This window comes from Arthrobacter sp. R1-13, from assembly GCF_054161475.1.
The window spans coordinates 4,111,681-4,131,589 of sequence record NZ_CP096420.1 but is presented as its reverse complement, the minus strand read 5'-3'; the positions used below and the strand labels follow the sequence as shown (position 1 = coordinate 4,131,589).

The window sequence follows — 19,909 nt, the reverse complement described above, 5'->3', positions numbered from 1 at the left end:
TTCAAGTTTGATGTGGCGCTTTGCGCCGTCGGGATGGTCCAGGTCATCGTTGCGATCGAGTGCCTGTTTTTACGTCCGACTGATGGACAGTTCGCCTGGAGAAAGGCTGGATGGATAGAAGTTCCAGTGGACAGCAGCACTGTTCGCAGGTCTGGCATTGGTGTCGGCCCCCACCCAGGTGCGGCCTGGAAACGGTGCGGCCAGGGAGGTTGTGTTCGTTGAGAGGGTGCACGACGCCCGGGTCCCCTCCATGCTGGTGCAATCACCTGAGCATGAGCACTGGTCCGAGAACGACGCGGCCCCCACGTCCGGGGCCGTTGCGTGGAGGTGTGCTGCCGCTTCACGGTGCACTGCCACATCATGGTGACCTGCCGCATCGTGGTGCGAGGCCGGGTCATGGTGCGAGGCCGTCAGCTGATGAGTTGTTGCGTGATGCTGAGCAGAGTGCGCCGGGCTTATGACGTGCATACCGAAGATGCCGCCGATGATCCAGAGGACCGCGGCGAGCAGGCCTATCTTGCGCAAGAATGCAGTGGCATCAAGAGTCCGGTCCCGGGTCATGGCGTTCCCTCCTTCCAATGATGCAGGCGGTTTCAAGGCTACCGTTCTGAGCAGCTGCCTTACTGTTAATCAACGTCGGCGGCAGCTCACCGGACGTGGGCGGGGCTCAGTTTCACGCGCCGCAGCAGTTGCGCATTCAACGCAACCACGATCGTCGAGGCTGACATCAGGACAGCACCGGCAGCAGGGGAGAGCGACACGCCAGCGAATGCCAGCACTCCGGCGGCCAGGGGGACGGCGAGGACGTTGTAGCCGGTGGCCCACACGAGGTTCTGCCACATCTTTCCGTAGCTCGCGCGGGAGAGGTCCACCATCGAGAGGACTGCCCGGGGGTCGTTGCCGGCAAGAACGACTCCCGCCGACTCCATCGCGACGTCCGTGCCGGCGCCGATGGCAATGCCCACCTCTGCCCGCGCCAGAGCGGGCGCATCGTTGACGCCGTCGCCCACCATTGCAACTTTCAGCCCGCGGGCCTGCAGCTCTGCCACTTTCTTGTCCTTGTCCGCCGGAAGGACCTCGGCGAAGACCTCGTCAATACCCAGCTCGGATCCAACGGCCTGCGCTACCTGCTTGGCATCTCCGGTGATCATGGCCACCTTGACGCCACGGTCCTGCAGCGCCTTCACGGCCTGCCGTGATTCGGTGCGGACGGCGTCCTCGAGAGTTACGGCGCCAAGGACCTTTCCACCGTCGACGACGTGCAAAACGGCAGCGCCGCGGTCCATCCAGACTCGGGTAGCCTGCGACAGCTCTTGAGGCTCGGTGATTCCCAGTTCGCGGAGCAATGCGGGGCCGCCCACCTGAACGCTGCGGCCGTCAACCGTGGCTCGAACGCCCCTCCCTGTCAGCGACGTGAAGTCTGTGGCCTGGGGAATGTCCAGTGATTCCCGCTGAGCGGCACGGACCACTGCACGGGCCACCGGGTGTTCGCTGTCGGACTCAACCGCGGCAGCCAGCGCCAGCAATTGATTCCGGCTGACACCGTCTGCACTTGCAGCGTCCTTGAGCTCAGGCTCTCCTTTGGTAAGCGTTCCCGTCTTGTCGAACAGGACGACGTCGACCGTCCGCATGCGTTCCAGGGCCATCCGGTTCTTGATCAGCACACCGGCCCGGGCCGCCTGTTCGGTGGAGATAGCGATGACCAGCGGGATGGCAAGGCCAAGAGCGTGGGGGCAGGCGATCACCAGAACGGTGACGGTGCGGGTGACGGCGTCGGGGACGCTCCCGAGCAGCGTCCAGGCGATGAACGTGATGATGCCCGCGACGGCGGCGAAGTAGAAGAGGAAGGCTGCTGCTCTGTCCGCGAGAGCCTGGGCCCTGGACGACGACGCCTGTGCTTCCGCGACCAGGCGCTGGATACCGGCAAGGGCAGTGTCTTCGCCGATGGCCGTAACCCGGACCCTCACGGCGTTGTCCGTAGCAACCGTTCCGGCGATGACCTGGTCATCCGGGGCGCGCGTAACAGTCTTTGACTCGCCGGTGATCATGGATTCGTCGAACTCGGCTTGGCCATCGATCACAGTGCCGTCCGCAGGCATCCGTGCACCGGAGCGGACGAGGACGACATCACCGGCCCTGAGTTCGGAGACGCTGACCGTTTCAGTACCTGATTCTGTGACCCGCTCGGCCTCGTCAGGAAGCAGTGCCGCCAGGGCATCAAGGGCGCCTTGGGCAGAACCAAGGGCACGCATTTCGATCCAGTGCCCCAGCAGCATGATCGCTACGAGCAGGGCCAGTTCCCACCAGAAGTCGAGGTCGAATCCGCCGATGCCAAGGCTCGTGGCCCAGGACGCTACAAAGGCAACGCTGATGGCCATGCCGATGAGCAGCATCATGCCGGGGCGTCTGGACTTCAGTTCTTTCAGGCCGCCCGTCAGGAATGGTTGGCCGCCGTATAGAAAAATGACTGTTCCCAGTACCGGAGGGATCCAGCTCGATCCGGGAAAGACCGGTGCCATGTAGCCGAGCAGATGCCCGACCATCGGGCTGAAGTACACCACCGGCACTGACAATGCCAGGGTCAGCCAGAACCTGTTCTTGAACATGGCGGTGCTGTGTCCGGCATGCTGGCCGTGGCTGTGCACCACGTGATCATCGTCCCGGCCGTGTGCCTTATGACTGTTGAGGCCATGAGTCGCGGGGCTTTCAGTGATGTGGTGGCCATGACCGTGATCGTGGTGCTGATGCCCACTGTGGTCGTGATGATGATGGCTCCCTGCAGCGGCCGTGGTGGCTCCGGGAGCCCTTGACTCCTGCAGTCCTTTTGCGTCTTCTTTTCCGTGCATGTCAGATCCATTCCTAGAAAAAAGTTATGGCGCTGGGGTTGAACGGCTGTGACGGCCGGAGGTCCGGCCTGGACATACCACTTCACTGACAACACGTTCAATATACCCCTAGGGGGTATCGGGCACAAGCCCGGGGTCAACCACAACCATCAAAACGACGAGGAAGGTCCCTGCCCATCGTGGTGGACAGGAGCCTTCCCCGCTTTGTCGACTCTTTCTTCGCAGTGTGCCCTAATGGGTTGCTATTGAATGCCTTCGCGTACAAGTTTCCATTGCTGGCAAGTGAAGCCGTTGGCGGTGTATTGCTGCGCGATGGCTCCGTCGGCGGTGGAAGCGCCCGCTATTTCAAGCAGCTTTCCGCTGTTGGCATTCACGAGTTTCCACCAGCCGCCGCTGACGGTGGGTGACCAGACCTGGGTGGCATTCCCGGTCGGGCTCCATTGTGTTGCCTGCACTCCGCTTGCTGTTGCGGCAGAGCCGATTTCGAGCAGTTTGCCGCTGTTGACGTTTGTCAGTTGGATTCCGCCGGTGGCCTGGCTGACATTCCACAGTTGGGTGGGGTTGCCGGTGTCGCCCCACTGTCCGGCCCCTGCACCGTCAGCGGTGGAAGCTCCTAGGATTTCCAGTGATTTTCCGCTGTTGCGGTTGACGATGCGAAATTGCGGGTCCAGTCCGGAGGATGCGCGGTAGACGTGGAGAGTGTCCAGCTCAGCGAATGAGCCCGCCTTGCTAAAGGAGACGGTGTTGGTTCCCGCGGCAAGGGTGGCCGTCATCTGCGCCCAGCCGTAGCGTCCCCAGTCGACTGTGGCCGGGTAGTTCAACGTGCTCGAGGCTCCTCCGTTGACTTTGACGAAGTGGGAGCTGGTGGCGCCTGTTCCGTTGGAGTAGCGCATGTTTAGGGTGTAGGTTCCGGCTGCCGGCACCCTGACAGTGAACGTGACGGAGCTGCCGGTGTTGTTGATGTTGCCGACCTTGGCCCCATTGGACGTATCGGGGTCTGTGACCAGGGCCGTATCCTGACGTACTGCGCGTTCGGCTTCGTACTGTTGGGCGTCCAAGGGGATAGAGCCGACCCGGACGTCGTTGTAAGTAGTGCTGGGATTCTCCACGTTAGTGGCCTGGTAGAGGGTTCTGCCGTCCACGCTGGTGTCGAATCCCTGAGCGAATCCGGTGAAGGAGCCCCCCTGTGTGTCCGTGGCATCATAGGTGACGGCGAACGGCAAGCGTTCCCACTGGCCGTCGCCGAGGTTGTAGTTGACGTAGAAGTTCTGGCCCCCGTCGATGGTTCCGGAGGCATCCAGGGACCACTTTGAGGCGATGATTACCATGCCCTTTGGACCGCCGGTCGGGACCCATTTGACGTAGGGGGACGATCCTATTCCCCGGCCGTCCTGAAGGGCTACTTTGGTGCCGATGCTGGCCTCGGGGGACCAGTTCAGGCCGTCCGGTGAAATCTTGAAGTAGACGGGAGCTGTGTTCTGACCCTGGCTTGGGCGGTTCACCACTTCGAAAGTGGCCAAGTAGCGGCCATCCTGCATTTTGGTCACGGTGATCATGCCGGGGCGGTCGCTGTTGTTCGGCGGAGCGGATACGTTGGCCAATGCACCCCAGGTGAGACCGCCATCGGTGGAGCGGCGGTAGGACACTGCCTGCAGCACGCCGTTGGCTTTCTGTCGTTCGTCGGAGAAGTAGGCGACGAGGCCGCCCAGTCCATCGATGGCGAGCGAAGGCTCCCACACGGTGGTGGTGGAGGAGGTGGGGCTCGGGTCGTACACAGCCGGGCCGCCGGAGTCGATGGTGCTCTGGAAGGACCAAGTGACTCCCTTGTCCAGGCTCTTGTAGACAACGAGTCTGCTGCTCGACCTGTCCTCTGGCATGATCATGCCTGCGAGCAGAACGGTCCCGGCCGGCAGGTTGCCCACTTGTTGGGGCAGTTCAAAGAGGTATGGCTGAGCGGTACGGGTCAGCGCGGGGAAGTTGATGCTGGGATTTACATCGGAGATCTTGGTCCACGTGGTTCCGTTATCGGTGCTGCGGTGGATCGGGTAGGTCTGTACTCCGTTGGTCAGGACCAGTTTGTCGAACGTTGCCAGCAGTGTTCCGTTGGCGGTTCCGTTGTTCTTCAGCGTGATGACTTTGGGGTACGTGGTGCCAGCAGCGCGACCGCCCTCGGGGTTGAACGAGGAGCCCGCTGGTGGGGAGTAGACGAGGGCGCCGTTTCCCGTGGTGACTGCCGATGCCGGAGTCGCTGCGGTGAATTGTGCTGTTAGAACCACCAAGAGGACCAGCAGTACGCCGGCTATGAGCGGTCTGGCTCCTCCCGGCCCAGCAAAGTAGCGGGGCATGGTTGAACCTGGCGAGACATGTTTCATTCCTTCTCCGATGTGTGTTTTTGGGGGATGCGAGCGGCGGGCGGGGGAACCTGAATCGCAGTGGGCGCCGCGGGTCTAGCTTCCTAGGCCGGCGCGGGAGTGTTGGTCAGGAGGAGTGCGGTCCAGGATACGGGGGGCAGCGTCAGGGTGATGGAGCCTGCCTGCTGTTCGATCCCTTCCAAGGGTTGGAGCTGCACGCGTTGGGGGTTACTCAGTGTGTTGGCTGCTAAGACGTCGGAGTCCGTCAGGGTCTGTGCGTCCATGATCTTTACGTTTCCGAGGTGGCTGGTGTCGATGGTGACTGTCGACGGCCCGTGGGTGCTGCGGTTCACCAGGAAAACCGATGCCTTCCCGTCTGCGGGATCGTAGCTGGCAGCCGCATCAACAATACGGACAGTGCCGTGCATGGCAGTGTCGTAGGTTTCGCTTTCCAGCCCGGTGTCGAGAGCGGATCCGCGGGTGTTGTTGGAGGTCAGAGCGAACGGGAAGAACGTGGTCTGTTTCCAGGCCGGTCCGCCTGGTTCGGTCATGATGGGGGCGATGACGTTGACCAGTTGGGCCAGGGATGCGGAGGTGACCCGGTCGGCGTGGTTGAGGAGCGAGATCAGCAGGTTCCCGACGACGACGGCGTCCGCGACGGTGTAGGTGTCTTCCAGGAGACGCGGGGCTACAGGCCAGTTGTCGATTCCTGTGATTTTGTCGACTTTTTCGAAGCGTTCGTTGTACCAGACATTCCATTCATCAAAAGAGATGTTCAGGGTTTTGTTGCTGCCGCGGACGGCCTTGATGTGATCTGCGGTGGCCGTGACGGAGTTGATGAAGCGGTCCATGTTCGCCGCCGATGCGAGGAAGCTTCCGAGGTCATCGTTCTTGATTTCGTAGTAGGCGTGGCAGGAGATGAAGTCGACGTCTTCGTAGGTGTGGTTGAGGACGACGCGTTCCCATTCGCCGAACGTAGGCATATCGGCGCTGGATGATCCACAGGCAACAAGTTCGATGGAGGGGTCCAGCTGGCGCATGGCCTTGGCGGTTTGGGAGGCGAGCTTGCCGTAGTCTTCTGCACTGCGGTGCCCGATTTGCCAGGGTCCGTCCATTTCGTTGCCGAGGCACCACATCTTTATGTTGAACGGCTTGTCCCGGCCGTTGCCGGAACGCTCGGACGCCAGTGCTGTGCCGTAGGGGAGATTGCAGTACTCCAGCAGCTCCAAGGCTTCCTGGGTTCCTCGGGTTCCGAGGTTGACGGCAAGCATGAGTTCGCTGCCGATTTCTTCTAGCCAGCCCGCGAATTCGTGGAGTCCCACTGCGTTCGTCTCGGTAGAGTGCCAAGCGAGATCGAGTCGCCGCGGGCGTTGCTCGACGGGACCGACGCTGTCTTCCCATTTGAAGCCTGATACAAAGTTGCCGCCGGGGTAGCGGATGGCGGAGATGCCCAGTTCCTTTACGAGTTCCTTGACGTCGTTTCGGAATCCGGCTGTATCGGCGTGTTCGTGCCCGGGTTCGTAGATTCCGTCGTAGACGCTGCGGCCGAGATGCTCAACGAAGGAACCAAACATGCGGCGGTTGATGACACCGATGGTGCGCCGAGGATCAAGGGTCAGGCGTGCAGTGGCCACGGGCTTCTTTCCTGTTCAAGGACGACTACGGAGTTTGGGGTGGTGTCGGCGATGGCCTTGGTTGCGTGGTGCAGGAATCGGTCCGCTACGGGGTTTTTGACGCGGTGGAGGGTACCGATTTCATCCGGCACCAGGTCCCACAGGCCCATGGTCAGCCGGTAGTGTTCCAGGGGTTCGGTTCCGTAGCGGTAGGTCCATTCGTACATGTCCGTGACGGGCCACCAGGTGTAGCCGACGATGTTCTGTCCAGCGGCGCGCAACTGCTGCACGCATTCCACTGACGCGTCTAACCACTCCAGGCGCCGGTCGTAGGAGCCGGTGAGGCAGGTTTCAGTAAGGGCTACCGGGGCGCCGTACCGCTGCCCATAGTTGGTGAGGACATCGGCCAGCCCTTCGGTCCAGTCATTGCGGACCGCGCGCGGGTCGGAGATGTCGCCGCGCCGGGGTTTCCCGGCTTCGAGCAGTTCCGTGGAGTGCAGGGGATAGTAGTTCACACCCATGACATCGGGAAGCACGACGTTGTCCTGGTGCCAGCTCAGGTCGTAGTCCGTCATCCCATGGCGGCTGAGCCATGACGCGAGCTCGTGGTTGGCGTTCACCTTGCCGGTGACGAGGTCTTCAACGAGGTAGGAACGCGCAGTGAGGTGCCGGATTTCCTCGTCGTGCGCGCCGTCAGCGGAGTCGCTAACGAACCGGAAACCGGCGTCTACATGGGTGAAGATCGCGCGGTCCCCGAGGACCTCTGCCATGTTTTGCTGGGCCAGGACAAAGCCCTTGGACAGATTGCATACCAGGGCGACCAGCCCATCGTCCCCTGACAGGTAAGGTGGCCAGTGTCCGAACTTGCCCGAGAACAGCGTGTGGATCATTGGCTCGTTAACAGGGGTGTAGTCCACTACTGTGTCTGCGTAGCGGGCGGCGACGCGGGCGGAGTAGTCCGCGACGCGTTCGGGGTAGCTGGAGTTCAGGAACTGGTTGTCCAGCCAGGTCGGGGTCCCGTAGTGCATGAGGTCCACCAGCGGCCTGAGTTCAAGTTCGGCGAAACGGTCCATGACTTTGTCCAGCCACTCCCACTTCCACACTCCCGGTTCGGGGTTGATCCGATACCAGGGGATTCCCCAGCGGAGGAATTCGCCGCCGGCTTCCTTGGCCAGGCCAAGATCCTGGTGCCAGAACCTGTAGTGCTGCGTGAGGTCGTATTCGTCAAGGGAGCGTTCCCCGGGGCGCTCCTGGGGGATGAACGTATCTTCGATGCCGAGGCCGAAGTGCAGACGCCCGTCTTGGTACCAGTTCAAATTTCTACTCACTTCAATCCGGTGGTGGCGACGCTTTCGATGAAGCGGCGTTGGACAAACATAAAGATGGCGGCGAGGGGGAGGATGGCCACGAGGGCTCCTGCCATCATCACGCCGTAAGGGACGATTCCGCCTGGGCCGGTCAGGAGGGTCAGTCCCGAGGTGAGGGTGCCCATGTCCTTGTCTGTGGTGAAGATCAGCGGCCAGAGCAGGTCGTTCCAGTTGTTGACGAACACGAAGACGCCCAGGGTCAGGATGGCCGGCATGGCATTGGGCAGGATGATGTTCCAGTAGACCCGCCACTCGGAAGCGCCGTCGATGCGGGCCGCGTTATCTAAATCCCTGGGCAGGGAAAGGAAGAACTGACGCAGGAAGAAGATCCCGAAGGCGTCCGCAGCCCGGGGGATGATCAGGGCGGCGAAGGAATTGACCCACCCGAGGTCGCTGGCGAGCTGGTAGACCGGCACGAGAGTGGCTTGGAACGGGATCATCAGACTGGCGATAATGGCGATGAGCAGGAATTTCTTGCCGGTGAAGTCAATCCTCGCCAAGGCATATGCAGCCAGGGAGTCAAACAACAGGGCAAACAACGTGACGCCGCCTGCGAAGATGAAGCTGTTGGCGATCAGCCGCGCAAAGGGCAGTTCCTGGAAGATCCTTGCGAAGTTATCCAGCGTCCACTGACCCGGTACGAGCGTGGGCGGGAAGGCATTGACCTCGGCGGCGGGCTTGAAAGCCGTGAAGACAATGATTGCGATGGGCAGCAGGATCACCGCGGTGGCCAAGGCCAGCAGTGCGACCACCAGAGCGCGGTTGAACGTGGACCGTTTCGGGGCACGCATGCCGGCTCCGGCGAACCGGGAAGCCAGACGTGGGCGGAGTGTTGTGGACATCAGTCACCTTCCCGTTCGCGTTTTCCGAAGAAGACGAACTGGATAACGCTCAGCAGCAATGTGGCGGCGAGCAGTACATAGGACAGCGCGGAGGCGAAACCGACGTCGAGCTTGCGGAAGCCGGACGTGTAGATCTGCATGACGACGGTTTCGGTGTGGCCGTATGGGCCGCCGCCGGTCATGACGTAGATCTGGTCGAAGGCCTGCAATGCGGCGATGAGGGCGAAGATCAGGACGAACGCGGTGGTGTTGGAGAGCATCGGCATAGTCACATGCCGGAAGCGCGTCCAAGGTCCTGCTCCGTCGACGCGGGCGGCCTCGTAGAGGCTTCCGGGGATTTCCTGGAGTCCGGCGAGGAAGATGACCATGTAGAAGCCGAAGCTTTTCCAGACGGCGACGAATGCGACGGCCGGCATGGCAAGGACGGGATCCTGCAGGACGTTTCCAATCCGGATTCCGGCGTTACCAAGCCAGTAGTTCAGCAACCCGACCTGGGGGTCGATCAGGTAGGCCCAGGCGATAGCGGCGACGGCGAGGCTGATGATGAATGGCAGGAACAGGGCGGTGCGGAAGAATCCACGGAATGGCAGCCTAGGATCGTTCAGCAGCAGGGCCAGGGCCAACGCGAGGGCCACCGCCGTCGGTGTAAACAACAGTGCATAAAGAGCGGTATTGACGACGGCGTTGATGATGACGGGGTCGGTGAAGATACGGGCGTAGTTCTCAAAGCCCACCCATTCCTCTTTGCCGAAGCCGCTGGCGTCGGTGAAGGACAGGCGGAGAGCGGAGAACATGGGCCAGGCTGTGAAGGCGCCGAGGACCACGAGGGCCGGGAGAAGGAATGCCAGCGCCTGGAAGTTCTTGCGACGCTGGCCGATGGCAGGGTTGCGGCGGCCGCCGAGGGGCGCGGGAGCCCGGTACCGCCGTGTCTCCAGCGGTTTTTTGTGCACTGTCGTGCTCATGGGGAGCTTCTTTCTAAGGATGCGGCGCCCGGGAGGAGGCGCCGCATCCGGTCTTGATTACTTGGTGTCGAGGATCTTTTGGATCGAGGTCTGTGTCTCGTCCAACAGGTCCTGGACGTTTTCGCCGGCCACGGCTCGCTGGGTCAGCTTGTCCACGGCTGTGAGGACATCGGTGCTGTTCACGACGCCGGGCAGAAGGGGCCGGCCGAACTCAGACTGCTTCGTCAGGGCTTCCACTACCGGGTTCGCGGCAACATCAGCGGCGGGAATGTCCGAGCGCAGTGGGGGCCATCCCGAACCCAGCGACCAGGCGGTCGCCTGGTCCTTCTGCAGGAAATAGCTGAAGAACTTCTGCGCGGCAGCGGCCTTGGAATCGTCCTTCTGCTTGGTGATGGCCATGGAGACGCCGATGGCCGATGCGGCCTGGTCTTCGGGGCCGGCGGGAACGGCGGCGATGCCATAGTCGATGTTGTTTTCCTTGGCAATCGAGGACATCCAGGGCCCGCCGAGATACATGGCGGCCTTCCCGCTGCTGAAGAGTTTGTCGCCGGCAATACCGTCCAGGCCCGCCGGGGAGATCTTGTCGTTGCGGATGGCATCAACCCAGGTCTTCAGGGTTTCGGCATTTTCAGGCGAGTCGACGACGGCTTTGCCGTCCTTGACGATGTCTCCGCCGTTTCCGTAGAAGAGAGAGGGCCAGACACCATTGGCTACGGTGGCGTGGTCCGGGAGGCCGAGCCCGAACTGCTCGGGCGTACCGTCACCGTTCGCGTCCACAGTAAGCTTCTTGGCCGCTGCGATCCATTCATCCCAAGTGGCGGGGGGAGTGGTAATGCCTGCCTTGGCAAAGAGGTCCTTGTTGTAGAACATCGCCAGGGGTACGAAGCCGGATGGCACACCGTACTTGTGTCCGTTGACGCTCTCCATGTCGGCTGCGGCGGGGACCAGCTTGTCCAGATTGCTGTTGGGGTCTTTGTAGAGGTCATCGAGTTCGACGAAGGCGCCCTTGTCGGCGTATACCGGGAGGCGTTCAGCGGGCATGGCGACAATGTCCGGTCCGTTTCCGGAGGACAGTGCCGGCAGCAGCGTGTCGTCGATGACGGACCAGGGGTTGGTTTGGACCTTGATGCTGATCTCGTTTTGGGAGGAGTTGAAGTCCTCCACGATCTTGTTCAAGACCTTGCCGTCGGCTTCAGTGTAGCCGTGCCAGAACGTGAGCTCCGCTTTGGAGCCTTCCTTGTTTTCGGAGCCTGCCCCTGCGCCGGAGCAGGAGGTCAGGACCAGCGACGCGGCAGCAACCGCAGTAAGGAGTGTGAGCGACCTATTCATGTCAGCCCTTTCAATGAGTGGGACTTCCGTGTCCCTGAACCTGATTACAAACCGTAGGGTAAACGTTGTAAGTAAACGTTGTACTAAGCATGCAGCGCTATTGCCGAGGGGTCAAGACCTTCACGGGATTTTCTTCAGGCGGCGTTCGTTGCGGACGGAGCCTTTTCCCTGGAGGTGCCGGAGGACTCTCGGATTTCGAGGGAAAATCCTGTCTCAAGCTCGACTGCTTCCAGCTCCGACCCACCTTCGATCCGGCGAAGCAGGGTCTCCACCGCGGCCGTGGCGATCTCATCCCTTCGCGGGTTCACTGTTGAAAGTGCCGGCAGGGAGTAGCGCGTTTCATCCAGGTCATCGAAGCCCACGATCGCAACATCCTGGGGAATGCGCCGGCCGGATTCCTGCAGCACACGCATCGCTCCAAGAGCCAGGGTGTCGTTGAAGGCGAATACGCCGTCGAACAGTACACCCTCTTCAAGCAATCTGGTCATGGCTGCCGCACCGCCGCGACGATGCCAGGATTCCGCGTAGCAGACCAGTTGGGGATCAAAAGGCAGGCCGGCTGCCTCAATGGCCTCGCGGTAACCAGCCATACGGAGTTCCGCTGAGGCGACGATGTCACCCTCGTGGGCAGCCAGGGCCAGAATACGACGCCGGCCCGTTGACAACAGATGTTCAGTCGCTGCGCACGCACCAGCCGTGTTCGCCATCGTGATTCTGTCCACCTGCCCATCGAATGACGTATCGCCGAGGACCACCAGCGGCGTGTCGACGCGCTTCAGGAGGTCGGCGTCTGCCGCACCCAGCGTGAGGGAACTGTAGATCACCCCATCGACCATGTGGCGGTGCTGGCCTTGGAGCGCGGCGAGTTCGTTTTCGCGGCCGCTGCCAATCGGTTCGATCAGCACCGCAAGCCCCTTGACTGCGGCGGCACGCATAATCGCGTCGGCGAGCTCGGCGAAATACGCGGTGGTGAGATCGGGAATGATCAACCCGATGACCCCAGACCTGCCGGACCGCAGGTTCCGTGCGGAGAGATTAGGTCGGTAACCCAGCTGCTTTATGGCGTCTTCAACCCGCTGTTTGGTTTCGGGACGCAGCTGGGGATGCCCGTTGATCACGTTGGACACCGTCTTGATGGAAAAGCCGCTGACCCGTGCAACATCCCTGATTGTGACTGACACAGCCACTCCTTCCCCCGCGAACGGGCAGGAAGACTGCCCTGCCATCAGGGTACAACGTTGGAAGCAGTGAGGTACAACGTTGGTAGCAGGGGGAGCGGGCCAAGGGAAGCCAAGGCTAGGATGACTGGATGTTGCTTGAGCACCGCGATGCCCGCCCGTCCATCCATCCCTCCGCATATGTTGCGCCCACGGCCGTAGTGTCGGGTGCCGTGGTCATCGGTGAGGGAACCCGGATACTCCATGGCGCGGTGGTAACCGCGGAGGATGGCGAGGTCCGCATTGGCCGGAATGTTGTGGTGATGGAGAACGCCTTGGTGCGCGGGCGCTTGGGGCATCCAGCCCTCATCGGAGACTGTGTGATGGTGGGGCCACACGCGCACATAAACGGTGCCACTCTGGAAACAGAGGCCTTTGTTGCAACAGGGGCTTCGCTTTTTCCCGGCTCGTTCATAGGTGCGGGAGCGGAAGTGCGCATCAACGGCGTAGTTCAGGTGAACTCCAGGCTCGAGGCCGGAGCGGTAGTGCCCATTGGTTGGGTGGCGGTAGGTGATCCCGTCAGCATCCTTTCCCCCGAACGCCATGAGGAGATCTGGAAAATCCAGCGGACCCTTGACTTCCCTGGCACTGTCTATGGAGTGCCGCGAGGGACGTCAATGAGCGAGCTGATGCAAAACCAGTCGTCGTACTACGGGGAACATCTGAACGACACCGTGCTGGAAGGCTGAAGCCAGGCCTGCCGCCGCCGTCGTAGTTCTGGTGGTCACGGCTTCCGCGCTTGTGGCTGGCTTCCGCACAGCTCGCACCGGAATCGGGCCATTGGGGGCAACCTAGTGGTGATCGGCCCGTGGCTGACTCTCTTCGCGAGCCGCCTGGGATTAGCCCGAGCGCGCAATGCCTCTGCAGTCATCGCGGCGAGCCGGATCGGGAGGACCCCCGTGGCCACCTTCCGATCCGTGTCGGGGTTGGTTATTGCGGTGTTCGTCGTCTAGGTCTTCGCCGGGGGATCCAGCATTATCCAGGCCGAAGATGTGGCGCCTGCCTGCCCTGGCCTGTTGCAGCACACTGCCTTGCACGCGACCGTAGCCGAGGGACGTTCCCCTGCCGAGGTGCTAGAGGTCGCTGGGCGGGCGGAGGAGCTCCCGGGAATCAGAAGTGCTGTCATTGGCTACGCCCAAACACCACTCTTGGGAGCAGCTTCCATACCTGACCTCACCATCAGGGCTGCCGATGCTCCCAAGCTGGGATTTGAGCACATCCCGGGAACAGGAGTCTTTGCTTTCGATTTCTCCTTCCTCTACTTCTGGACTACGCAGCCCGTACCGCTGAGCGCCGCTGCTACCGACAAAGTAGAGGGACTGCATCCGGTGGTGATGATGATCGACACCGACGGCTCGCCCGAAGCGATGGATCGGGCACGGACAGTCCTGAACAGTCCAGGCATCACCGCCATGCCCGCCGCTTCAGTGGCCGACAGCAAACTGCAGACCGGCACACTCATCGTCCAGGGCCTTGCTGTACTCGCTTACTTGGGCATGTTCGTGGCGACCGCAATTGCCGGAATCTCCCTGGCCGTTGCCACAGCCTCCGCCGTGCTGGACAGGGCGAGAGTGCTCGGTCTGATGCGGTTGATGGGGATGCCGGTGTCCGTCATACGCAGGATCATCGCGCGGGAGGCTGCCGTCCCCCTCCTGGCCGTGCTGCTGTTGTCGATCGGACTCGGGTTTCTTGTGGCCTGGCTGATGGTCACAAGCATCGACGACACTTATAAGGTCACGTGGCCCACGGCTGACTACTTCATGGCCCTGGGCCTAAGCCTGCTTCTTGCCCTCGGGGCGGTAACGGCGACTTTCGGACTCATCCGGACCAACACCGCAGTGACTGCAACCCGCTTCGAATAGCCGTTACTGATCCGCAACTAGGCCACCGGGGCTGTCCCCGTACCGGATGCGTGGGGCTCTGTCATGCGAACTGCGGCGTCGATAGACTGCCACTGTGCCCGCCTGGGCGCCACTGACTGAGGAGGAATCCATTCATGTCCGAGAATGAAGAGTTCGAAACCTCGCGCGAAGAAAAGCGCCACACCAGCACGCCCAACCCGGCCCTGGAGGGGGAGGGTGGCCAGTACGTCGACGGTGACTATGGGGATGCCGGTGTTGTGGATGAACCCGTTACAGCGCCCGTGGAAGGTGAATATGAGGAGGGTGACTACGGCGATGCCGGAAAGGTGGACCCTTCCGGGCTGACGCAGAGCCAGCGGAACGCAACCGGCGACGACGTCGTGCCCGGCCGTGATGACGACGATACGGAGGGTCGCGTCCAGCGGAACTAGCGGTTCGGCTGACTGTGACTGACTGAAGAGGAGGCCATCCGGACTCGCTCCGGCCAAAAACCAAAGTTGAGTGGAGTGCGCTCAACTTGGATTGACAACGTGCTGCTCCTGAGTAAAGTTGAGTGTAGATCGCTCAACAACCGGGCGTGCCCTGATTTTCGACACCGATTGCGACAAGCGTTTCAACGGGTTCGAGCACCGGGGCCAGCTAGTTTCCAAGGAAAGAAGGAAGCAACACATGTCACGTGCAGTAGGTATCGACCTCGGAACCACCAACTCCGTCGTCTCCGTTCTCGAAGGTGGCGAGCCCACCGTCATTGCCAACGCCGAGGGTGGCCGCACCACGCCGTCGGTCGTTGCGTTCTCCAAGTCCGGCGAAGTCCTGGTTGGTGAAATCGCCAAGCGCCAGGCCGTCAACAACATCGACCGCACCATCTCCTCCGTCAAGCGCCACATGGGCACTGACTGGAACGTCGACATTGATGGCAAGAAGTACACCGCGCAGGAAATTTCCGCGCGTATCCTCATGAAGCTGAAGAACGACGCCGAGTCGTACCTGGGCGAAAAAGTCACGGACGCCGTCGTCACCGTTCCGGCTTACTTCAACGATGCCGAACGCCAGGCCACCAAGGAAGCCGGCGAGATCGCTGGCCTGAACGTCCTGCGCATCGTCAACGAGCCCACCGCGGCCGCCCTGGCTTACGGCCTGGACAAGGGCAAGGAAGACGAGCTCATCCTGGTCTTCGACCTCGGCGGCGGAACGTTCGACGTTTCCCTCCTTGAAGTTGGTAAGGACGAAGACGAATTCTCCACCATCCAGGTGCGCGCCACCGCCGGTGACAACCGCCTCGGCGGCGACGACTGGGACAACCGCGTTGTGGAGTACCTGCTCAAGCAGCTCAAGATTAAGGGCATCGACCTCTCCAAGGACAAGATCGCGCTGCAGCGTCTCCGCGAAGCAGCCGAGCAGGCGAAGAAGGAACTCTCCTCCTCCAGCAGCACCAACGTCTCCCTGCAGTACCTGTCCGTCACCCCCGACGGCCCGGTCCACCTGGACGAGCAGCTCACCCGTGCCAAGTTCCAGGACCTGACCAAGGACCTCCTGGACCGCACCAAAAAGCCGTTCCACGATGTCATCACGGAAGCCGGTATCAAGCTTTCGGACATCGACCACATCGTGCTGGTGGGCGGTTCCACCCGTATGCCTGCTGTGTACGAGCTCGTGAAGGAACTCGCCGGCGGCAAGGAACCGAACAAGGGTGTAAACCCGGACGAGGTTGTGGCCGTTGGTGCCGCTCTGCAGGCCGGTGTCCTGAAGGGTGAGCGCAAGGACGTTCTGCTGATCGACGTCACCCCGCTGTCCCTCGGCATCGAGACCAAGGGCGGCGTGATGACCCACCTCATCGAGCGCAACACAGCCATCCCCACCAAGCGGTCCGAGACCTTCACCACGGCTGATGACAACCAGCCCTCGGTGGCCATCCAGGTCTTCCAGGGCGAGCGCGAGTTCACCCGCGACAACAAGCCGCTGGGCACGTTCGAGCTCACCGGCATTGCTCCCGCCCCTCGTGGTGTACCGCAGGTCGAGGTCACTTTCGACATCGACGCCAACGGCATCGTTCACGTCTCCGCGAAGGACAAGGGCACCGGCAAGGAACAGTCCATGACCATCACCGGTGGCACCGCCCTCTCCAAGGAAGACATCGACCGCATGGTCCGTGACGCCGAGGAGCACGCCGCAGAGGACAAGGCACGCCGTGAGGCAACGGATACCCGCAACACTGCCGAGCAGCTCGCATACTCCGTGGACAAGCTGATCGCCGACAACGACGACAAGCTGCCGGAGGACGTCAAGACCTCCGTGAAGGCCGACGTCGACGACCTCAAGAAGGCGCTCGAAGGCACCGACGACGCCGCTGTGAAGACCGCGTTTGAGAAGCTGCAGGCTTCCCAGACTAAGCTCGGCGAGGCCATCTACGCCCAGGCCGGATCACCGAACGGTGAAACGGGCGCAGCGGGTGCTGAGGGTGGTCCCGCAGGTGCAGCTGGTTCCACTTCTGACGAAGACATCGTTGACGCCGAAATCGTCGACGAAGAAGAGAAGAAGTAGCCATGCCCCATCACGGTAACGAAGAAGAGCACGTTTCTTCCGAAGACCGGGCCGAGCGGAAAAGCCAGCAGCGGGGGAGCCAGCAGAGCGAAAACGAGACGCAGAAGCCCGTGATCCGGGATAACCGCAAGGTTGACCCGGAGACCGGACAGACCAGGCGACCGGACAACGAGGCGCAGGCCGGCAGTGCTGGCCCACAGTCCGGTTCCGGCGAACCAGGTTCGGAAGAACTGGACGGAGACGCGTTGTCGCAGGTTGAGGACATCCTCAACAGTGTTGAGGTGCCGGCCGAGGAATCGGTGGCGCAGGGTGTCGCTTCTGCCGAAGCCGAGGAGCTCAGGAACGATCTCCGCAGGCTTCAGGCTGAGTACGTCAACTACCGCAAGAGGGTGGAACGTGACCGCGCCGTGGCAGGGGAGATGGCCGTCATCGGCGTCCTGAACTCCCTTCTCCCGGTGCTGGACGACGTCGATGCTGCCCGCCAGCACGGCGACCTCGCGGACGGACCGTTCGCCGCGATCGCCGCCAAGCTGGAGAATGCGCTGAAGACCTACGGACTGGTACGCATCGATGAGACCGGAGTGGAGTTCGATCCCACGATCCACGAGGCCCTCATCCAGCAGCCAGGCGAGGTGGAACTCGACACCGTGAGCCAGGTTCTGCGCTCGGGCTACAAGTCCGGTGACCGGGTCCTCCGCGCGGCACAGGTTATTGTCGCGGTTCCGGCCTAGCATTACCCCATCGAGATGACAGTTCGCGGCAGTGATTCGAAAGAACATTGCCGTGAACTGTCATCTCGGCACACAGATTTGAAAGGAAACGCCATTGGCTAGCCAGGACTGGGTGGACAAGGACTTTTACGCGATCCTTGGAATCGCCAAGGACGCTTCCGATGCTGACATCAAGAAGGCCTACCGTAAGCTGGCCCGTCAGCACCACCCTGATACAAACTCAGGAAACACCGCCTCGGAGAAGAAGTTCAAGGACATCTCCGAGGCCTATTCCGTGCTCTCGGATCCTGATGAGCGCCAGCAGTATGACGCCATCCGGGCCATGGGCAGCGGTGCCCGCTTCGCCCCGGGCGGCGCCGGCGGCGGAAACGCCGGGTTCGAGGACCTCTTCGGTGGCCTGTTCACGGGCGGTGGCGGCCGGCACTCAGGTGGCTTCAGCACTGCGGGAGGTGTCCCGCCTGAGTTCGCGGACCTGTTCGGTGGCGGTTTCGGCGGCGCACCCGCCGGCTATCAGCGGGCACCCCAGAAAGGCGCCGATCGTACCGCCAACACCACCATTTCTTTCGCCGGCTCCATCCGCGGCACCACCATAGGCCTGCGTGAGCCCGACGGCGAGGTCATCGATGTCCGTGTTCCGGCCGGCATCAAGGACGGCCAGAAGGTCCGTGTCCGCGGGAAGGGGCAGTACGGCCCCGCCGGTAACGGAGACCTCATGGTGACAGTTAATGTGAAGCCGCATGAGTTCTACACCCGCGACGGCGACAACCTGCGGATCCACGTGCCGGTCTCCTTCCCCGAGGCTGCGCTTGGTGCGGACATCGAGGTCCCCACGATCGACGGCGACAAGGTCAAGGTCCGTGTCCCGGCGGGCACGCCCTCCGGACGCACTCTGCGAGTAAAGGGCCGCGGCGTCAAGACCTCCAAGGGGGCCGGGGATCTCTTGGTGACCATCGACGTCGCGGTTCCCAAAAAGCTCACCAAGGAAGCCGAAGAAGCTGTCAAGGCTTTTGCTGCAGCTACGGCGGATGCCGACGTGCGCGCCGGGTTGGCAGCGAAGGCCCGACTTTAGGAGGGTGCATGGACATCGAGTTCGACCAGCCAATCTTCGTTATTTCGGTGGCGGCGGAGCTCGCTGACATGCACCCTCAGACCCTGCGCCAGTATGACCGCCTGGGCATCGTTTCGCCGCGCCGTGCGCCCGGGAAGTCACGGCGATATTCGCAGCGAGACGTGAACATGCTCCGGGAAGTGCAAAGGCTCTCGCAGGAGGGCGTCTCCCTGGAGGGCATCAAGCGGATCCTGCAGCTTGAAAACCAGGTAGCCGCCCTGCAGCGCCGGGTGAGTGAGCTGACCGAGGAACTGAGCCAGCGGCGTCGTCCTTTGGATGCGAGGATTTTCGCCGCTGGTGCAGCCGGCGACGTCGTCACCCTGGCCAGGGGCCAGCGGCCGAGGGCACGCTCCCAAGCGCTGGTTGTCTGGAAGCCCCGGGCGGAGTAACAGTGATCAAAAAACGGGGCCGAATTGCCGAAAGGTTGCTGGCCGGCGGAAACGAACCCGATCCCCGGTTCACGTTGGCCAACGAGCGCACCTTCCTGGCCTGGATCCGGACGTCGCTTGCTTTCCTTGCCGGGGGCGTCGCCGTCGAGGCCTTTACCGGGGATCTTTTCCAGGAGCCTGTCCGCAAGGCGCTCTCCATCATTCTGCTGCTCCTGGGCATGTTCATCAGCGGGGGATCGGCCGTGCGCTGGATCAACGTTGAGCGCAGCCTGCGGCACGGACTGCCCCTGCCGCTGCCGCTCATTGCGCCGATTCTGGGCATCGGCGGCGCAGTAGTGGCCGCCGTCGTCGTGTTTCTGGTACTTCTCTCCTGATCATGGGCAGCAGCGACGGACAGCCTCCGGTCCGGCTCCACAGTGACCCCGGTCTTCAGCCCGAACGGACATCACTCGCCTGGGGCAGGACCATGCTGGCGCTGGCAACCGTCAGTACAATCTTCCTGCGGTGGATCGAACAGCACGGTCTCTTTGTCCTGACCCTGTGGGGGATATCCTGCCTCACGGCCGCCGCCATTTTTGTTACCCAACGCACCCGCTACACCCTGCACGGGGAGGGGATCAGCCGGGGGCTGATGGGCCCCAACGTCCGGTCAGTGCTGTGGACGGCTTCGGCGGTGCTCGTGCTGGGTGTGTTGGGGATCTACGTTGTGGCCATCACGCGCTAGATGGCGCTCCAGGCTGGCCGCTAAGCG

The 19,909-nt window shown here is 62.1% G+C and carries 19 protein-coding genes; 10 read left to right on the top strand and 9 right to left on the bottom strand.

Annotated features, from left to right (window positions below; translation table 11 throughout):
• Window positions 1-69: 69 nt before the first annotated feature.
• Window positions 70-561 carry a hypothetical protein gene (locus M1D88_RS19190; protein WP_458112315.1) on the bottom strand — a complete coding sequence of 164 codons (492 nt, stop codon included), beginning with the start codon at window positions 559-561 and terminating at the stop codon, window positions 70-72.
• 86 nt (window positions 562-647) lie between these two features.
• Entirely contained in the window at window positions 648-2,606 is a 1,959-nt protein-coding gene (locus M1D88_RS19185) for a copper-translocating P-type ATPase (RefSeq protein ID WP_458112314.1), read from the bottom strand.
• A 9-nt stretch (window positions 2,607-2,615) separates the two neighbouring features.
• Here M1D88_RS19185 and M1D88_RS19180 point away from each other — a divergent pair, with 9 nt between their 5' ends.
• Complete coding sequence (locus M1D88_RS19180; RefSeq protein WP_458112313.1) at window positions 2,616-2,810, top strand: hypothetical protein; 195 nt, start codon at window positions 2,616-2,618, stop codon at window positions 2,808-2,810.
• Between the two features lie 278 nt (window positions 2,811-3,088).
• On the opposite strand, the gene M1D88_RS19175 is transcribed toward M1D88_RS19180, so the two are convergent.
• From M1D88_RS19175 to M1D88_RS19145, 7 genes are all read right to left on the bottom strand, one after another.
• Window positions 3,089-5,191 carry an RICIN domain-containing protein gene (locus tag M1D88_RS19175; RefSeq protein WP_458112312.1) on the bottom strand — a complete coding sequence of 701 codons (2,103 nt, stop codon included), beginning with the start codon at window positions 5,189-5,191 and terminating at the stop codon, window positions 3,089-3,091.
• Window positions 5,192-5,301: 110 nt separating this feature from the next.
• Window positions 5,302-6,831 (bottom strand): arabinosylfuranosidase ArfA, encoded by a 1,530-nt coding sequence (gene arfA / locus M1D88_RS19170; protein WP_458112311.1) that lies wholly within the window; start codon window positions 6,829-6,831, stop codon window positions 5,302-5,304.
• Window positions 6,813-8,126, bottom strand: coding sequence for a family 1 glycosylhydrolase (locus M1D88_RS19165; RefSeq protein ID WP_458112310.1), 1,314 nt, complete (start codon window positions 8,124-8,126; stop codon window positions 6,813-6,815). The genes arfA and M1D88_RS19165 overlap by 19 nt, the downstream gene beginning before the upstream one ends.
• Before the next feature lie 8 nt (window positions 8,127-8,134).
• Window positions 8,135-9,019, bottom strand: a complete 885-nt coding sequence (locus M1D88_RS19160; RefSeq protein ID WP_458112309.1) for a carbohydrate ABC transporter permease — start codon at window positions 9,017-9,019, stop codon at window positions 8,135-8,137.
• Window positions 9,019-9,981: a carbohydrate ABC transporter permease gene (locus M1D88_RS19155; RefSeq protein WP_458112308.1), complete on the bottom strand. Its 963-nt coding sequence runs from the start codon at window positions 9,979-9,981 to the stop codon at window positions 9,019-9,021. Before M1D88_RS19155 ends, M1D88_RS19160 begins: the two co-directional genes overlap by 1 nt.
• 57 nt (window positions 9,982-10,038) lie before the next feature.
• A complete protein-coding gene (locus M1D88_RS19150; RefSeq protein WP_458112307.1) occupies window positions 10,039-11,310 on the bottom strand; it encodes an ABC transporter substrate-binding protein in 1,272 nt (423 codons plus the stop codon).
• A gap of 134 nt (window positions 11,311-11,444) precedes the next feature.
• Window positions 11,445-12,491 (bottom strand): LacI family DNA-binding transcriptional regulator, encoded by a 1,047-nt coding sequence (locus M1D88_RS19145; RefSeq protein ID WP_458112306.1) that lies wholly within the window; start codon window positions 12,489-12,491, stop codon window positions 11,445-11,447.
• A gap of 128 nt (window positions 12,492-12,619) precedes the next feature.
• Here M1D88_RS19145 and M1D88_RS19140 point away from each other — a divergent pair, with 128 nt between their 5' ends.
• The 9 genes from M1D88_RS19140 to M1D88_RS19100 all read left to right on the top strand — a co-directional run bounded on the left by M1D88_RS19140 (window position 12,620) and on the right by M1D88_RS19100 (window position 19,882).
• Entirely contained in the window at window positions 12,620-13,216 is a 597-nt protein-coding gene (locus tag M1D88_RS19140; protein ID WP_458112305.1) for a gamma carbonic anhydrase family protein, read from the top strand.
• A 342-nt stretch (window positions 13,217-13,558) separates the two neighbouring features.
• Window positions 13,559-14,389, top strand: a complete 831-nt coding sequence (locus M1D88_RS19135) for an FtsX-like permease family protein (protein ID WP_458112304.1) — start codon at window positions 13,559-13,561, stop codon at window positions 14,387-14,389.
• A gap of 134 nt (window positions 14,390-14,523) precedes the next feature.
• The gene (locus M1D88_RS19130; RefSeq protein ID WP_458112303.1) at window positions 14,524-14,820 is read left to right on the top strand and encodes a hypothetical protein; all 297 of its coding nucleotides are present in this window, start codon (window positions 14,524-14,526) and stop codon (window positions 14,818-14,820) included.
• A gap of 238 nt (window positions 14,821-15,058) precedes the next feature.
• Complete coding sequence (dnaK, locus tag M1D88_RS19125) at window positions 15,059-16,930, top strand: molecular chaperone DnaK (protein WP_458112302.1); 1,872 nt, start codon at window positions 15,059-15,061, stop codon at window positions 16,928-16,930.
• Window positions 16,931-16,932: 2 nt separating this feature from the next.
• On the top strand, window positions 16,933-17,661 hold the full coding sequence (locus M1D88_RS19120; RefSeq protein ID WP_458112301.1) for a nucleotide exchange factor GrpE: 729 nt from the start codon (window positions 16,933-16,935) through the stop codon (window positions 17,659-17,661).
• Between the two features lie 94 nt (window positions 17,662-17,755).
• Window positions 17,756-18,730: a DnaJ C-terminal domain-containing protein gene (locus tag M1D88_RS19115; protein WP_458112300.1), complete on the top strand. Its 975-nt coding sequence runs from the start codon at window positions 17,756-17,758 to the stop codon at window positions 18,728-18,730.
• Window positions 18,731-18,738: 8 nt separating this feature from the next.
• Window positions 18,739-19,158 (top strand): heat shock protein transcriptional repressor HspR, encoded by a 420-nt coding sequence (locus M1D88_RS19110; RefSeq protein WP_309106316.1) that lies wholly within the window; start codon window positions 18,739-18,741, stop codon window positions 19,156-19,158.
• A gap of 2 nt (window positions 19,159-19,160) precedes the next feature.
• A complete protein-coding gene (locus M1D88_RS19105) occupies window positions 19,161-19,532 on the top strand; it encodes a YidH family protein (protein ID WP_458112299.1) in 372 nt (123 codons plus the stop codon).
• Between the two features lie 2 nt (window positions 19,533-19,534).
• The gene (locus M1D88_RS19100) at window positions 19,535-19,882 is read left to right on the top strand and encodes a DUF202 domain-containing protein (protein WP_458112298.1); all 348 of its coding nucleotides are present in this window, start codon (window positions 19,535-19,537) and stop codon (window positions 19,880-19,882) included.
• Window positions 19,883-19,909: the final 27 nt, after the last annotated feature.

Bases quoted from the DNA above. Each gene is read 5' to 3' on its own strand.
- M1D88_RS19160 (WP_458112309.1), bottom strand. From the start codon at position 9,019: ATGTCCACAACACTCCGCCCACGTCTGGCTTCCCGGTTCGCCGGAGCC.
- M1D88_RS19190 (WP_458112315.1), bottom strand. From the start codon at position 561: ATGACCCGGGACCGGACTCTTGATGCCACTGCATTCTTGCGCAAGATA.
- M1D88_RS19150 (WP_458112307.1), bottom strand. From the start codon at position 11,310: ATGAATAGGTCGCTCACACTCCTTACTGCGGTTGCTGCCGCGTCGCTG.
- M1D88_RS19140 (WP_458112305.1), top strand. From the start codon at position 12,620: ATGTTGCTTGAGCACCGCGATGCCCGCCCGTCCATCCATCCCTCCGCA.
- M1D88_RS19120 (WP_458112301.1), top strand. From the start codon at position 16,933: ATGCCCCATCACGGTAACGAAGAAGAGCACGTTTCTTCCGAAGACCGG.
- M1D88_RS19100 (WP_458112298.1), top strand. From the start codon at position 19,535: ATGGGCAGCAGCGACGGACAGCCTCCGGTCCGGCTCCACAGTGACCCC.
- M1D88_RS19110 (WP_309106316.1), top strand. From the start codon at position 18,739: ATGGACATCGAGTTCGACCAGCCAATCTTCGTTATTTCGGTGGCGGCG.
- M1D88_RS19185 (WP_458112314.1), bottom strand. From the start codon at position 2,606: ATGTTCAAGAACAGGTTCTGGCTGACCCTGGCATTGTCAGTGCCGGTG.
- M1D88_RS19175 (WP_458112312.1), bottom strand. From the start codon at position 5,191: ATGCCCCGCTACTTTGCTGGGCCGGGAGGAGCCAGACCGCTCATAGCC.
- M1D88_RS19155 (WP_458112308.1), bottom strand. From the start codon at position 9,981: ATGAGCACGACAGTGCACAAAAAACCGCTGGAGACACGGCGGTACCGG.
- dnaK (WP_458112302.1), top strand. From the start codon at position 15,059: ATGTCACGTGCAGTAGGTATCGACCTCGGAACCACCAACTCCGTCGTC.
- M1D88_RS19130 (WP_458112303.1), top strand. From the start codon at position 14,524: ATGTCCGAGAATGAAGAGTTCGAAACCTCGCGCGAAGAAAAGCGCCAC.